Annotated in this window: 14 protein-coding genes and 1 pseudogene; 7 read left to right on the forward strand and 8 right to left on the reverse strand. The window is 74.9% G+C overall.

Features of this window, described 5'->3' with window-relative positions; genetic code table 11:
- Window positions 1-304 precede the first annotated feature (304 nt).
- From ABZ479_RS20860 to ABZ479_RS20880, 5 genes are all read right to left on the reverse strand, one after another.
- Window positions 305-544: a DUF397 domain-containing protein gene (locus ABZ479_RS20860; protein ID WP_018561140.1), complete on the reverse strand. Its 240-nt coding sequence runs from the start codon at window positions 542-544 to the stop codon at window positions 305-307.
- Between the two features lie 108 nt (window positions 545-652).
- Window positions 653-1,831 carry a thiolase family protein gene (locus tag ABZ479_RS20865; RefSeq protein ID WP_500462977.1) on the reverse strand — a complete coding sequence of 393 codons (1,179 nt, stop codon included), beginning with the start codon at window positions 1,829-1,831 and terminating at the stop codon, window positions 653-655.
- Window positions 1,828-2,901, reverse strand: coding sequence for a thiolase family protein (locus ABZ479_RS20870; RefSeq protein ID WP_500462978.1), 1,074 nt, complete (start codon window positions 2,899-2,901; stop codon window positions 1,828-1,830). Before ABZ479_RS20870 ends, ABZ479_RS20865 begins: the two co-directional genes overlap by 4 nt.
- The gene (locus tag ABZ479_RS20875) at window positions 2,898-3,848 is read right to left on the reverse strand and encodes an OB-fold nucleic acid binding domain-containing protein (protein WP_500462979.1); all 951 of its coding nucleotides are present in this window, start codon (window positions 3,846-3,848) and stop codon (window positions 2,898-2,900) included. Before ABZ479_RS20875 ends, ABZ479_RS20870 begins: the two co-directional genes overlap by 4 nt.
- A 19-nt stretch (window positions 3,849-3,867) precedes the next feature.
- The gene (locus tag ABZ479_RS20880; protein WP_500462980.1) at window positions 3,868-4,671 is read right to left on the reverse strand and encodes a crotonase/enoyl-CoA hydratase family protein; all 804 of its coding nucleotides are present in this window, start codon (window positions 4,669-4,671) and stop codon (window positions 3,868-3,870) included.
- 192 nt (window positions 4,672-4,863) lie between these two features.
- Between ABZ479_RS20880 and ABZ479_RS20885 the strand changes: the two genes are divergently transcribed.
- From ABZ479_RS20885 to ABZ479_RS20900, 4 genes are all read left to right on the forward strand, one after another.
- Window positions 4,864-6,495, forward strand: a complete 1,632-nt coding sequence (locus tag ABZ479_RS20885; protein ID WP_500462981.1) for an acyl-CoA synthetase — start codon at window positions 4,864-4,866, stop codon at window positions 6,493-6,495.
- Window positions 6,496-6,535: 40 nt separating this feature from the next.
- Window positions 6,536-7,159 (forward strand): hypothetical protein, encoded by a 624-nt coding sequence (locus ABZ479_RS20890; protein ID WP_500462982.1) that lies wholly within the window; start codon window positions 6,536-6,538, stop codon window positions 7,157-7,159.
- Window positions 7,160-7,227: 68 nt separating this feature from the next.
- On the forward strand, window positions 7,228-7,749 hold the full coding sequence (locus ABZ479_RS20895; RefSeq protein WP_500462983.1) for an isochorismatase family protein: 522 nt from the start codon (window positions 7,228-7,230) through the stop codon (window positions 7,747-7,749).
- Window positions 7,740-8,420, forward strand: coding sequence for a phosphotransferase (locus tag ABZ479_RS20900; protein WP_500462984.1), 681 nt, complete (start codon window positions 7,740-7,742; stop codon window positions 8,418-8,420). Before ABZ479_RS20895 ends, ABZ479_RS20900 begins: the two co-directional genes overlap by 10 nt.
- Window positions 8,421-8,445: 25 nt before the next feature.
- Here ABZ479_RS20900 and ABZ479_RS20905 read toward each other — a convergent pair.
- Window positions 8,446-8,592 (reverse strand): annotated as a pseudogene (locus tag ABZ479_RS20905) (MFS transporter); the annotation flags it as partial.
- Window positions 8,593-8,730: 138 nt separating this feature from the next.
- Between ABZ479_RS20905 and cpt the strand changes: the two are divergent.
- The 3 genes from cpt (at window position 8,731) to ABZ479_RS20920 (ending at window position 10,531) form a co-directional block, all read left to right on the forward strand.
- Window positions 8,731-9,285 carry a chloramphenicol phosphotransferase CPT gene (gene cpt / locus ABZ479_RS20910; RefSeq protein WP_500462985.1) on the forward strand — a complete coding sequence of 185 codons (555 nt, stop codon included), beginning with the start codon at window positions 8,731-8,733 and terminating at the stop codon, window positions 9,283-9,285.
- Between the two features lie 215 nt (window positions 9,286-9,500).
- Window positions 9,501-10,112, forward strand: a complete 612-nt coding sequence (locus tag ABZ479_RS20915) for a cysteine dioxygenase (protein ID WP_500462986.1) — start codon at window positions 9,501-9,503, stop codon at window positions 10,110-10,112.
- A complete protein-coding gene (locus ABZ479_RS20920) occupies window positions 10,109-10,531 on the forward strand; it encodes a rhodanese-like domain-containing protein (RefSeq protein ID WP_499607360.1) in 423 nt (140 codons plus the stop codon). Before ABZ479_RS20915 ends, ABZ479_RS20920 begins: the two co-directional genes overlap by 4 nt.
- Here the strand turns inward: ABZ479_RS20920 and ABZ479_RS20925 are convergent.
- Both ABZ479_RS20925 and ABZ479_RS20930 read right to left on the reverse strand, forming a co-directional pair.
- On the reverse strand, window positions 10,500-11,198 hold the full coding sequence (locus ABZ479_RS20925; protein ID WP_500462987.1) for an alpha/beta fold hydrolase: 699 nt from the start codon (window positions 11,196-11,198) through the stop codon (window positions 10,500-10,502). The two genes, ABZ479_RS20920 and ABZ479_RS20925, sit on opposite strands and share 32 nt — an antisense overlap.
- 104 nt (window positions 11,199-11,302) lie before the next feature.
- Complete coding sequence (locus ABZ479_RS20930; protein WP_500462988.1) at window positions 11,303-12,124, reverse strand: universal stress protein; 822 nt, start codon at window positions 12,122-12,124, stop codon at window positions 11,303-11,305.
- Window positions 12,125-12,173: the final 49 nt, after the last annotated feature.

Below are 12,173 nucleotides of genomic sequence, written 5' to 3' on the forward strand. Positions count from 1 at the left end.
GTGGTTCCTCAGCGTACGCCACCAGGGACCGAGCGTGAGTGGATAAATGCGAACTGGTGACGGCTGTTCACAACCGTCCGGGGAATGATCGACCCTGCTCGATCAGGTGCGCCCACATGCGGGAACGCACCGCCCACGATGCCTCCGGCACATGCCCGGGCGACGGCGTCATGACGTGCCGTCGGGTGCATGTGCCCGGGAGGCGACGGGCAGGCGCACGGGCGGCGCCCCGCGCGCCGGGGGTGCGCCGGTGGCTCGCCTCCGCGGGCGAGGGCGGGCCGCCGGACGCGCCCGTGGGGGTCCGTCAGGTGAGGTCGAACTCGCCGTCGCGGGCCCCGAGGACGAAGGCCCGCCACTCCGCCGGGGTGAAGATCAGCGAGGGCCCCTCGGGGCTCCGGCCGTCCCTCATGGCGATGTAGCCCTCGACGAAGGCGATCTGGACGTCTCCTGTGCCCTGGCTGCTCGACTGCCATGTTGCGTTGGCCAGATCAAGCTGCGGCTTCTTCCCGTTGGCCAACGGCGATCCGATCGTGCTCTCGGCCACGTCCGCTCTCCTCCCGACTCCGTCGTCCGGGCCAGCCTAGCGACCGTGCCGGGGCCCGGACAGGTCATGGGAGAACCTGCCCGGACCGGGTACCGGTTCATGCCCGCTTCACTCTCCGGGGTGCCCGGATCCGACCATCCACATGGCGAAGAACTGCGAACCGCCGCCATATGCGTGCCCGAGCGCCCGGCGTGCGCCGTCCACTTGGTGCCCGCCCGCGGTGCCGCGCACCTGGAGGGCGGCCTCGGCGAAGCGGATCATCCCCGAGGCGCCGATCGGGTTGGTGGACAGCACACCACCCGAAGGGTTGACGGGCAGGTCGCCGTCGGACTCCGTCACCCCCGCCTCGGTGAGCTTCCAGCCCTCGCCCTCCTCCGCGAAGCCGAGGTTCTCCAGCCACATCGGCTCGTACCAGGAGAACGGCACGTACATCTCGACGACGTCGATCTGCCGCCGCGGATCGGTGACGCCCGACTGCCGGTAGACGTCGGCCGCGCAGTCGCGCCCGGCCCGCGGGCTGACGAAGTCCTTGCCCGCGAACATCGTGGGCTCGCTGCGCATCGCCCCGCCGTGCACCCAGGCCACCGGTCCCGGGGCGCGGCGGCCGCCCGCCTCGTCGGTGAGCACCATCGCGCAGGCCCCGTCGGAGGACGGGCAGGTCTCGGAGTAGCGGATCGGGTCCCAGAGCATGGGCGAGGAGCGCACCTTCTCCAGCGTGATGTCCTCCTCGTGCAGATGGGCGTACGGGTTCCGCAGCGCGTTGCGCCGGTCCTTGTACGCGACGAGCGCGCCGACGGTGTCGGGAGCGCCCGTGCGGCGCATGTAGGCGCGTACGTGCGGCGCGAAGAAGCCGCCCGCCCCGGCCAGCAGGGGCTGCTGGAAGGGGACGGGCAGGGACAGCCCCCACATCGCGTTGGACTCGGACTGCTTCTCGAAGGCGAGGGTGAGGACGGTGCGGTGGACCCGTGCCGCGACCAGGCTCGTGGCGACCAGCGCGGTGGAGCCCCCGACCGAACCCGCGGTGTGCACCCGCATCATCGGCTTGCCCACCGCGCCGAGGGCGTCGGCGAGGTACAGCTCGGGCATCATCACACCCTCGAAGAAGTCCGGGGCCTTGCCGATGACGACCGCGTCGACGTCCGCCCAGGTCATCGACGCGTCCACCAGGGCGCGGTGGGCGGCCTCGCGGACCAGTCCCGCGATGGAGACGTCGTGCCGCGCCGAGGTGTGGTGGGTCTGGCCGACGCCGACGACCGCGACGGGTTCCCTGCCGGTCACCGTGCTCATCGGTCCTCTCCTTCCAGGACGGCGACCAGGTTCTGCTGCAGGCAGGGCCCGGACGTGGCGTGGGCGAGCGCCCGGCGGGACGCTCCGCGGTGGATGCGGGCGGCGGCCTCGCCGAGCCGGACCAGGCCGGCGGCCATCACGGGGTTCGCGGCGAGCGGTCCGCCCGAGGGGTTGACCACGACGTCGTCCCCCAGGCGGAGTGCCTTGCGGAGCACGACCTCCTGGGAGGTGAAGGGGGCGTGGAGCTCGGCGGTGTCCACGGGCGCGTCGAAGGCCCCCGCGCGTTCCGCGGCCAGCCGGGTGGAGGGCGAGTCGGTGAGGTCGCGGACCCCGAGCGAATGGGCCTCGATGCGGTGGTCCATGCCGCGGATCCAGGCGGGGCGCGCGCACAGCCGCCGTGCGGTGTCCCCGGCGGCCAACACGACCGCGGCCGCGCCGTCGCCGACCGGCGGGCAGTCGCCCCGGCGCAGCGGCCGCACCACGTACTCCCCCTGCGGCCGGTCGCCGGACTCCTGCGCGTACGGGTTGGCGACGGCTGCCGTCCGGTTGCGGCCGGCGACGGCGGCGAGCGCGGCCTCGTCGGTGTCGCCGGCGTCGATCAGCGCCTGGGCCTGGAGCGCGGCCAGGGCGACGGAGTCGGGCCACAGCGGTGCCAGGTAGTAGGGGTCGAGCTGGCGGGTCAGCACGTCCCGCAGCCGCCCCGGTGAGGACTTGCCGTAGGAGTAGACCAGTGCGGTGTCGGCCTCACCGGTGAGCAGCTTGACCCAGGCCTCGTACAGCGCCCAGGCACCGTCGGTCTCCACGTGGGACTCGGAGATCGGCGGCCAGGCCCCGACCCCGTCGAGCGCCATGGTGAAGGAGAAGGCCCGGCCCGCCAGGTAGTCGCAGGAGCCCGAGCAGGTGAAGCCGATCTCGCCCGCGGTCAGGCCGACCCGGTCCAGCGCCTCGTGCAGCACCGGCATCAGCATCTCGACCTCGGAGAGCGCGGCGCTGTCGCGCACGTGCCGGGTCTGGGCGAAGGCCACGACGGCCACCTCCCGGCGCGCCTCCCGCCTCGTCCGCGTGGTCACAGCAGCTCCTTGTAGGTGTCGTAGTCGGCGTCGGGCTCTCCGGTCGGCCGGTAGTGGTCGGGGTAGCCCCCGTCGTCGCTCCAGACGGGTTCGACGCGCAGGCCCATGCGCACCCGGTCGTACGGGATGCCGCCGATGCGGCCGTGCAGGGCGAGTCCGGCGCCGTCGAGGGCGATGTGGGCGTAGACGTACGGCACCTCGATGTCGAGGCTCCTGGCCTTGATGTTGACGATGCAGTAGGTGGTGACGGTGCCGCGCGGGCCGACCTCGACCTGCTCGTCGGTGGCGACGCCGCAGGTGGGGCAGGCGCCCCGGGGCGGGACGTAGACCTTGCGGCAGGAGGGGCAGCGCTCGCCGAGGGTGCGGCGCTCGGCCAGACCCGCCAGGTAGCGGCTCTGGGCCCGGCCGGGGGCGTAGGTGTACTCCAGGCGGGCGGGCACGGTGATGCCGGTGACGGGCTCGGCGAAGGCGCCGGTGTGCGCCGTCGCGACGGTCTCGCCGCCGGCGTCGTCCCCGGCGGGTTCGAAGCAGGCGATGTCGGTGACGGCGCCGGTGCGCAGGCCGGCCCAGCGGACGCGGACGCGCATGCCGGTGCGCACCGCCTCCGGGCCGGGTGCGTCCAGGACGTGCAGCAGCGCGGTGTCGGCGCCGTCGAGGCGGACCAGGACCCAGGCGAAGGGGGTGGCCAGCGGCTGCTGGGGGCGCGGGGACGGGTTCCAGGCCCAGGTGGTCACGGTGCCGGTGGTGCCGACCTCGACGAGGTCGCGCAACTCCTCGGCGGTGACCGGGTCGTACTCGACCGGCGGGACGAGGACGCGGCCGTCGCCGGTGCGCACGCCGAGGACGGTCCGCGCGCGCAGGCCGGTGAGGAAGGCGCTCTGCACCGGCCCGAGGGAGCGCGTGAAGGGGAACTCGACGACGAGGGGCGCGGTGAGCGGTTCGGGCATGGCGTGGTGACCTCTCGTGTCAGGCGCGGCGGTAGACGGGCGGGCGCTTCTCCCCGAAGGCCCTGGCGCCCTCCTTGGCGTCGGCGGTGGCGAAGACGGGCCAGCCGCGCTCCAGTTCGGACCTCAGTCCCTCGGCCTCGGTCATCTCCGCGGTCTCGTAGACGGAGGCCTTGACGGCCTCGACGGCCAGCGGGCCGTTGGCGTTGACCAGTGCGGCGATCTCCAGGGCCTTGTCCAGGGCGGTGCCGTCGGGGACCACGTGGCCGACCAGCCCGATCCGCTCGGCCTCAGCCGCGGTGTAGGGGCGGCCGGTGAGCAGCATCTCCAGGGCGTGCGTGCGCGGGATCTGGCGGGCGAGGCGGACGGTGGAGCCGCCGATGGGGAAGAGGCCGCGGCGTACCTCGAACAGGCCGAAGACCGCGCTCTCCGCAGCGACGCGGATGTCGGTGCCCTGGAGGATCTCGGTGCCGCCCGCGACGCAGGCCCCCTCGACGGCGGCGATCACCGGCTTGCGGGGGCGGTGGTGGCGCAGCATGGCCTTCCAGTGCAGGTCGGGGTCGGCGGTGAGCCGTTCCCGGTACGGCCGGCCGTCCGTCCCGCCGTCGGCGGCGAGGGCCTTGAGGTCCATGCCCGAGCAGAAGGTCCCGCCGGCGCCGGTCAGCACCACGGAGCGGATCGCGTCGTCCCGGTCGGCCTCCATCCAGCCGTCGTGGAGGCCCACGAGCATGGGCAGGGAGAGCGCGTTGCGCGCCTCCGGCCGGTCGAGGGTCAGTACGAGTGTCGCGCCGACGCGCTCCACCGTGAGGTGTTCGGTGCCGCCCATCGCCGTCCTCCCGCGTCGCGTACCGGACCTAGAACAGGTTGCAGTAGGCGCAGGCCGAGTTCAATACTTTTCTGACTGTCAGTCAGATTCTTGCCGCGGGACCCCTTCACAGCCCCCTCGCGGGGTGCTCTGATGACCGGCTGGGAGCCGGTCGTGCAGCCGGTCCCCCGGCCCCCGGTCAGGAGGAGCGCCGTGGAGTACAACCTTGCCGACCTCTTCGAATCGGTCGCCGACACCGTGCCCGGCCGCGAGGCGCTGGTCCACCTCGACCACCCCGGCACGGGGGCCGAGCGGCGGCTGACGTACGCGCAGCTCGACGCCGCGGCCAACCGCCTCGCGCACCACCTGGCGGCGCAGGGCGTCGCCCCCGGCGAGCACGTGGGCCTGCACCTCCTCAACGGCGTCGAGTACCTGCAGACCGCGCTGGCCTGCATGAAGATCCGCGCCGTCCCGGTCAACGTCAACTACCGCTACGTCGCGGACGAGCTGGCCTACCTCTACCGCGACGCCGACCTCACCGCGCTCGTCTTCGACGCCGGGTTCACCGGCCGCGTCGCGGCCGCCCTCCCCCGCACCGAACGGCTGCGCCACCTGATACGGGTGGGCGCCGCGCCCCCGGACGCGCCCGAACCCGCCGTCGCACCCGTCGGCTTCGCCGAGGCCGAGGCCTCCGGCTCGCCCGAACGCGACTTCCCGGCCCGCTCCGCGGGCGACCGCTTCGTCATCTACACCGGCGGCACGACGGGGATGCCCAAGGGCGTCATGTGGCGCCACGAGGACCTGTTCTTCTCCGGCATGGGCGGCGGCGCCCCCACCGGGGTCCCCGTCTCGCGCCCCGAAGAGCTCGCCGAACGGGTCGCGGCCGGCGGCGAGGGACTGGTCTTCTTCCCCACCGCGCCGCTGATGCACGGCACCTCCACGCTGACCGCCTTCATCGGCTTCCACTACGGCCAGAAGGTCGTCGTCCACAGCAAGTACGTCCCCGAGGAGGTGCTGCGCACCATCGAGCGCGAGAGGGTCACCAGCGTCTCCCTGGTGGGCGACGCCATGCTGCGGCCGCTCGCCGACGCCCTGGGCGGGCCGCTGGCGGACACCGACGTCTCCTCGCTGTTCAGCCTCTCCAGTTCCGGCGCGATCCTCTCCGAGACCGTGCGCGCGCAGTTCCAGGCACTGGCCCCGAACTGCATGATCCTCAACAACTTCGGCTCGTCCGAGTCCGGTTTCAACGGCACCGCCACGGAGGACTCCGGCCCGCGCAGGGGCTTCCGGCTGCGCGTCAGCGCGCACATCGCGGTGGTCGACCCCGGCTCCCTCAAGCCGGCCGCCCCGGGCGAACCGGGCCGCATCGCGCTGCGCGGCCACGTGCCGCTGGGCTACTACAACGACCCCGGCAAGACCGCCCGGACCTTCTTCGAACGCGACGGGGAACGGTGGGTGCTGCTGGGCGACATGGCCACCGTCGACGACGAGGGCATCGTCACCGTGCTCGGACGCGGCTCGCAGTGCATCAACACCGGTGGCGAGAAGGTCTACCCGGAGGAGGTCGAGGAGGCGCTGAAGGCCCACCCCGACGTGTACGACGCCCTGGTCGCCGGCGTGCCCGACGCGAAGTGGGGGCACCACGTCTCGGCCGTCGTCCAGCTCCGCGAGGGCGCCCCCGCGCTCTCCCTGGAGGACCTGCAGACCCACTGCCGGGCCCGCCTCGCGGGCTACAAGGTGCCGCGCAGCCTCGTCCTCACCCCCCTGATCCAGCGCTCGCCCAGCGGCAAGGCCGACTACCGCTGGGCCCGCACGGTGGCCGCGCGGGGCGCGGCCGGGGGCTGAACACCGGGCGGCACACCGGCCCGTGGCACCATGGACGGCCATGCGACGGAGCATGGCGGACATCGCGACGGCGGCCCTGGAACGGGGCCCGTACGCCCCCGGTGGCACGCCCGGGGGCGTACGGAGCGTGGACCTGGACGCCGGCCCCGTCGTGGCCGACCTCTGGACCGACGACGACCTCGGGTTCGTCCTCCTCCTGCACCGCAGGAGGGACGGGTTCCCCGCGACCGAGCTGTACTGGTCCACGCCCGGTCCGGACGGGCGGTGGACACGGGCCGAGCACCTGTCCGGAGGCGCGTACGCCTGGGACCGCGCGCGCGACCCCTGGTGGGAACCGGGCCCGGACGACGCGGCGTTCACCGTGCTCTCCTCGTCCGAGTCCCTGCTGCTCACGGGACGCGGCGGCTTCGAGGGCGAGGAGGAGGGGGCGGAACTCGTGGGCTTCAGCGAGCTGCTGGTGGGCGCGCGCGTCGACCGCCTCCGGGTCGAGAGGTACGGCCTCGGGCGGGCGTCGTCGTACACGGCACATTCGGTGCTGGAGAAGCCCCTGCTCTCGCCCCTCGTGCTGGTGGCCGTCCGGCCCGGCGAACGGGTGCGCCTGTCCGCGGTGGACCGGGACGGCACGGCCGGCGAGGGCCTCGAACTGCTCCCGCCGGAGGGCTGAGCGCGGTGCGGACACCTGATCGACGGGCGGCCCTGCGCGCGGCCGGTCCCGGTACTTAAGGTGTGCCCATGACGCGTCTCGAACCCCAGCGCACCGCACTTGTCGTGATCGACCTGATGGAACGCATCGTGGAACTGCCGTTGGCGCCGCGGTCCGGTGAGGAGGTCGTGCTCGCCTCGCTCGGACTCGCGACGGCGTTCCGGGAGGCGGGAGCGCCGGTCGTGCTGGTGCGGGTGGAGCGCCCCGGCGTCGACGAGCAGCCGCCGGGCAGCGAGTTGGTCGACGGGCTGGAACGGGAGGGCGACCTCGTGGTCGTCAAACGGACCGTGGGCGCCTTCCACGGCACCGGCCTGGACGGGCAGTTGCGGGAGCGCGGGGTCGACACCCTCGTCGTCGCCGGCATCGCGACGAACATGGGCGTCGAGTCCACGGCCCGCGCCGCGGCCGACCACGGGTACGCGCTGCACTTCGCCGAGGACGCGATGACGGCGCTCAGCGCCGCGGAGCACGAGGCCGCGGTCACGCAATCCCTCCCGCGCTTCGGGACGGTGGCCCCGGCCGCGGAGCTGGCGAAGGCACTGTGGAGCTGATCGGCGCGGGCCGCGACGCCGACGTCTACGCCCTCGACGCGGCACGGGTCCTGCGCCGCTACCGGCACGGCGGTTCCGCCCACGAGGAGGCCCGGGTGATGGCGCACCTGGCCGGGGTGGGGTTCGCCGTGCCGCGGGTGCACGACGCGGACGGCACCGACCTCGTCATGGACCGCCTCACCGGGCCCACCATGGCGCAGGACCTGGCCCGCAGGCCCTGGCGGGCCCACGCCCACGGCCGCCTGCTCGCCGGGCTGCAGGCGGCCCTGCACGACGTCCCGGCACCCGGCTGGCTCCGCCGCCGCTTCGCCACCGGGGAGCCCGCCGCGGACCGCGTCCTCCACCTCGACCTGCACCCGGAGAACGTGATCCTCACCGCGGACGGCCCGGTGCTGATCGACTGGAGCAACGCCGCCGGCGGCGACCCCGCCGCCGACACCGCGCTGACCCTCGCCATCCTGCGCGGCGTCAGCCTGGGGCCGGCCCGCGACGCCGGACTGCGCCTGTTCGTCGCCGGCTTCCTGCGCGCCACCGTCACCGACCCAGCCCCGCGCATGGCCGAGGCGATCGCCGCCCGCCTCGGTGACCCGAACCTGCTCCCCGCCGAGGCACACCGGTTGCGGCGCCTCGCCCGCCGCGCCCTGGACAGCCCGCCGGGGACCCGGCCCTGACCGACCCCATTCACCCCCGCGCCACGCCGTGGAGGCAGCGGTCCCCGGTCACGAAGACCATCGCCGTCGTCGCGGCCGCGCCGATGTACGCGAAGTACGCACCGGCGCGGACCGGTATCCCGAGCGGGTGGACGTACCCGTCGGGACCCGCGGCCGCGTCACGCGCAGACGATCACGACGCACCCCGAACCCAGGCCTCCCCGCAGGGCAGGCGGCAACACGGCTCCCGCGCCCGGCGGCGTGGCGCTTCGCCCGCCCCGTCGCCCGCAATCCGCTCGCGACCGGCCGGGCGGCCGCCTAGCCTGGCGCGGTGGCGTACCAGGTGATCGTGCTCAACGGCGGCTCCAGCTCGGGCAAGTCGGGCATCGCGCGCTGTCTGCAGGCGGTGCTGCTGCCCGAGCCCTGGCTGACGTTCGGCACGGACACCCTGGTCGACGGCCTGCCCGCGGGACTGCGCGGCTCCGGGGCCGGGTCCGGCGCGGGCATCGGCTTCGGCGCGGACGGGAGCGTGTCGGTGGGCGACGCCTTCAAGGCGCTGGACGAGGCCTGGACGGCCGGCATCGCCGCCATGGCGCGCGCCGGGGCCAAGGTGGTGGTCGACGAGGTGTTCCTCGGCGGCGCCGCCTCGCAGGACCGCTGGCGGCGCGCCCTGGACGGCCTGGTGGTGCTGTGGGTGGGCGTCCGCTGCCCGCCCGATGTGGCGGCGGGCCGTGAGACCGCCCGGGGCGACCGGGTGGCGGGCATGGCGGCGGCGCAGGCGGAGGCGGTGCACCGGGGCGTGGTCTACGACCTCGAAGTGGACACGTCACACACCGAGTCGATGGAGTGCGCGCGGATCGTCGCCGCTCGTGTGTCACCCATGTGACGGCTGCGACGGTGGCCGCGACGGAACGGCCGGTCCTGTGCTTTCATGGCGGCATGCGCACGAACATCTGGAACCTGGGCCCCCTGTGGCCGGGACGCCGTGCGCACCACTTCGACCAGAGCTGTCGCCGGAGCTGACCTCACCCGTCCCGGCCACCCCATGACCTGCCCCCGCCCTGCCGGGGCACGTCGTGTTCCCGCTCTGGAGCCCTTCCCATGGCCCTGCACCACCGGGCGAGCGGTCCCACCCCGCTCGTCCTCCCCCAACTGCGCGCGCTCGTCCTCGGCTACGCCGCCGCCGTCGCGGCCGGTGTCCACCTCCCCGTCCACCTGTCCGACCGCCGCTGGTACACCCGGCTGCACCAGGACCCCTACGTGGACGTCTGGCTGATCACCTGGCCCGGCGACACCTCCACCGAACTCCACGACCACGCGGGCTCGCTCGGCGCCCTGAGCGTCGTCGCCGGCACCCTCACCGAGCACCGCTGGCTCCACGACGACCGGGGCCACGGCCGCATCGCGACCCGCGGACTCGCCGCGGGTCGCGATGCGGCCTTCCCGCTCGGTCACGTCCACGACGTCGTCAACGCCTCCGCCGCACCCGCGGTGAGCGTGCACGCGTACTCGCCGCCGCTCACGGCGATGTCGTACTACGCGGTCGACGCCGCGCGCTCCCTGCGGCGCACGCGTACCGTGCTGACGGACGAGCCGGAGCCCTCGGCGGTGCCCCGCGCCGTCCCCCTGTCACGCGGCCTGACCGTGACAGGGGCCGCGTCCACCGCCGCGTCCACGTCCGCGTCCGCCATCGCCCCGGAGGCCGTCCGATGAACCCGCCCACCCCCGCCAGGTCCGGCATCGACCGGATGCTCGACCGCGCCCGGGCCCGGCTGCTGCGGGTCGGGCCCGAGGCCGCGGCGGCCGAGCTCGCCGCGGGTGAGGCGCTGCTGGTCGACATCCGCCCGGCGGCGCAGCGGGCCGCGGAAGGGGGCTTCCCGGACGCGCTGGTGATCGAGCGCAACGTCCTCGAATGGCGCCTGGACCCGCTCAGCGACGCCAGGATCCCCGAGGCCACCGGCCCCGGGGTGCGCTGGATCGTGGCGTGCTCCGAGGGCTACACCTCCAGCCTCGCCGCGGCCTCCCTGCTGGACGTCGGCCTGACCCGCGCCACCGACCTGGAGGGCGGTTTCCAGGCGTGGCTGCGGGCCGGGCTGCCGGTCAGCGACGGGGCGCCGGAAGGAAGGCGCTGACCTCGGCGAGGAAGTCCGCCGGGCGTTCCCGGTGGACGAGGTGCCCCGCCTCGACGGTCACCAGCCGCGCCGCCGGCACCCGGGCCGCGACGGCCGCGATCCCGTCCTGCGGGACGTGGCTGCCCGCCCCGCCGGCGAGGACGAGGGTGGGGCAGCCGATCGTCGCCAGCAGGTCCCACCAGCCCGGGTCGGGGGCGTTGCGCCAGCGGTTGACGGCCGCGATGACCCGCCAGTCGCAGGACTCGTCCCCCGCCGGGCCCGACGGTACGGCCCGCGGCGGCACCTCCGGGTCCGGCGGCACGGGCTCCTCCAGGACGAGCGCGGTCAGCCGCGGCGACCGCTGCGCGGCCACCAGGTAGGCGACGACCGCGCCCATCGAGTGCCCGGCCAGCGCCACCGGCCCGGGGCCGAGCGCGTCCAGGAACGCGGCGACGTCGTCGCGCATCGCCTCGAAGGCGTACGCGCCCGGCCAGTCGCTCGCCCCGTGGCCGCGCAGGTCGGGGGCGTACACCCGGTGGGTCGCGGCGAGGGCGGGCGCGACCGGCTGCCAGTCGGCGCCGTCCGAGCCGCGTCCGTGGAGCAGGACGAGCGGCGGCGCGTCCGGCTCGCCCCAGGTGCGGTAGGCCATCCGGATGCCGTTCACGTGCACGGTGCTGAGATCGCTCACCCGGGCGACGCTACCCGCCGGCGCGTGCGTCACCCGCCCGGCCGTCGCCCGTTCCGCCGAGGGCCGATTCGTTCCGCCGTCGGCTGAAACGGTCCGCGCCGGCGTCAGTGCGGGACGACGGCCACCGGGCAGGCCGCGTGGTGCAGCACCGCGTGCGCCACGGGGCCGAGGTGCGGGCCGACGCCGCCGGGCCGGTTGCGGCACCGCCCGACGACCAGCAGCGAGGCCCCGGCCGCCGCGTCCACCAGCGGCTGTGCGGCGTTGCCCGCGGCGACCTCCTCGGTGATCTCCACGCCGGGCGCCTCCTCACGCCACGGAAGCAGGGCGGCCTGCACCGCGTGCCGCTCCGCGGCGCAGATCTCCGCGCCGCACGTGGGGTCCATGGCCGCGGGGACGTACCCGTACGTCGGCGGGTACGACCACGCGTGGACGACCCGCAACTGCGCCCCGCGCCGCCGCGCGTCCTCCACCGCGAAGGCGATCACCTCGTCGGCGCCCTTCCGCAGGCTGAACCCGAGCACCACCGGCCGCCGGTCGTCACCGGGCTCCTCCTCCTGACCGGTGCGGACGACCACGACGGGACCCTCGGCGCGGGCCAGCGTCGTCTGCCCCACCGAGCCGAGGAGGAAGCCGCTGAGCCCGCTGAGCCCCTGCGAGCCGAGCGCCAGCAGTTCGCTGCGTCCCGCCTCCGCGACCAGCAGTTCGGCCGGCGGGGCGTCGGCCACGTCGGTCGTCACGGGCAGTTCCGGGCTGCGCTCGGCGAGCTCCCGTGCGGCGTCGCGCACGAGCGCGTCGCCGTAGGGGTGTCCCCCGGCGTGCACCAGGCGCAGCGGCACGGCTCGCCGCAGCGCCTCGCCCGCCGCCCAGTGCATGGCGGCGCGGCTCTCCGGCGAGCCGTCCAGGCCCACGGTGACGGGTCGGGTCATCGGATGTGCCTCCCTCGCCTCGCCTCCACAGTAGGCGCCGCCGCCCCGC

Source organism: Streptomyces sp. NPDC005722, assembly GCF_040630935.1.
Taxonomy (GTDB): Bacteria; Actinomycetota; Actinomycetes; order Streptomycetales; family Streptomycetaceae; genus Actinacidiphila.

Bases quoted from the DNA above. Each gene is read 5' to 3' on its own strand.
- ABZ479_RS20865 (WP_500462977.1), bottom strand. From the start codon at position 1,831: ATGAGCACGGTGACCGGCAGGGAACCCGTCGCGGTCGTCGGCGTCGGC.
- ABZ479_RS20875 (WP_500462979.1), bottom strand. From the start codon at position 3,848: ATGCCCGAACCGCTCACCGCGCCCCTCGTCGTCGAGTTCCCCTTCACG.
- ABZ479_RS20880 (WP_500462980.1), bottom strand. From the start codon at position 4,671: ATGGGCGGCACCGAACACCTCACGGTGGAGCGCGTCGGCGCGACACTC.
- ABZ479_RS20890 (WP_500462982.1), top strand. From the start codon at position 6,536: ATGCGACGGAGCATGGCGGACATCGCGACGGCGGCCCTGGAACGGGGC.
- ABZ479_RS20895 (WP_500462983.1), top strand. From the start codon at position 7,228: ATGACGCGTCTCGAACCCCAGCGCACCGCACTTGTCGTGATCGACCTG.
- ABZ479_RS20915 (WP_500462986.1), top strand. From the start codon at position 9,501: ATGGCCCTGCACCACCGGGCGAGCGGTCCCACCCCGCTCGTCCTCCCC.
- ABZ479_RS20920 (WP_499607360.1), top strand. From the start codon at position 10,109: ATGAACCCGCCCACCCCCGCCAGGTCCGGCATCGACCGGATGCTCGAC.
- ABZ479_RS20930 (WP_500462988.1), bottom strand. From the start codon at position 12,124: ATGACCCGACCCGTCACCGTGGGCCTGGACGGCTCGCCGGAGAGCCGC.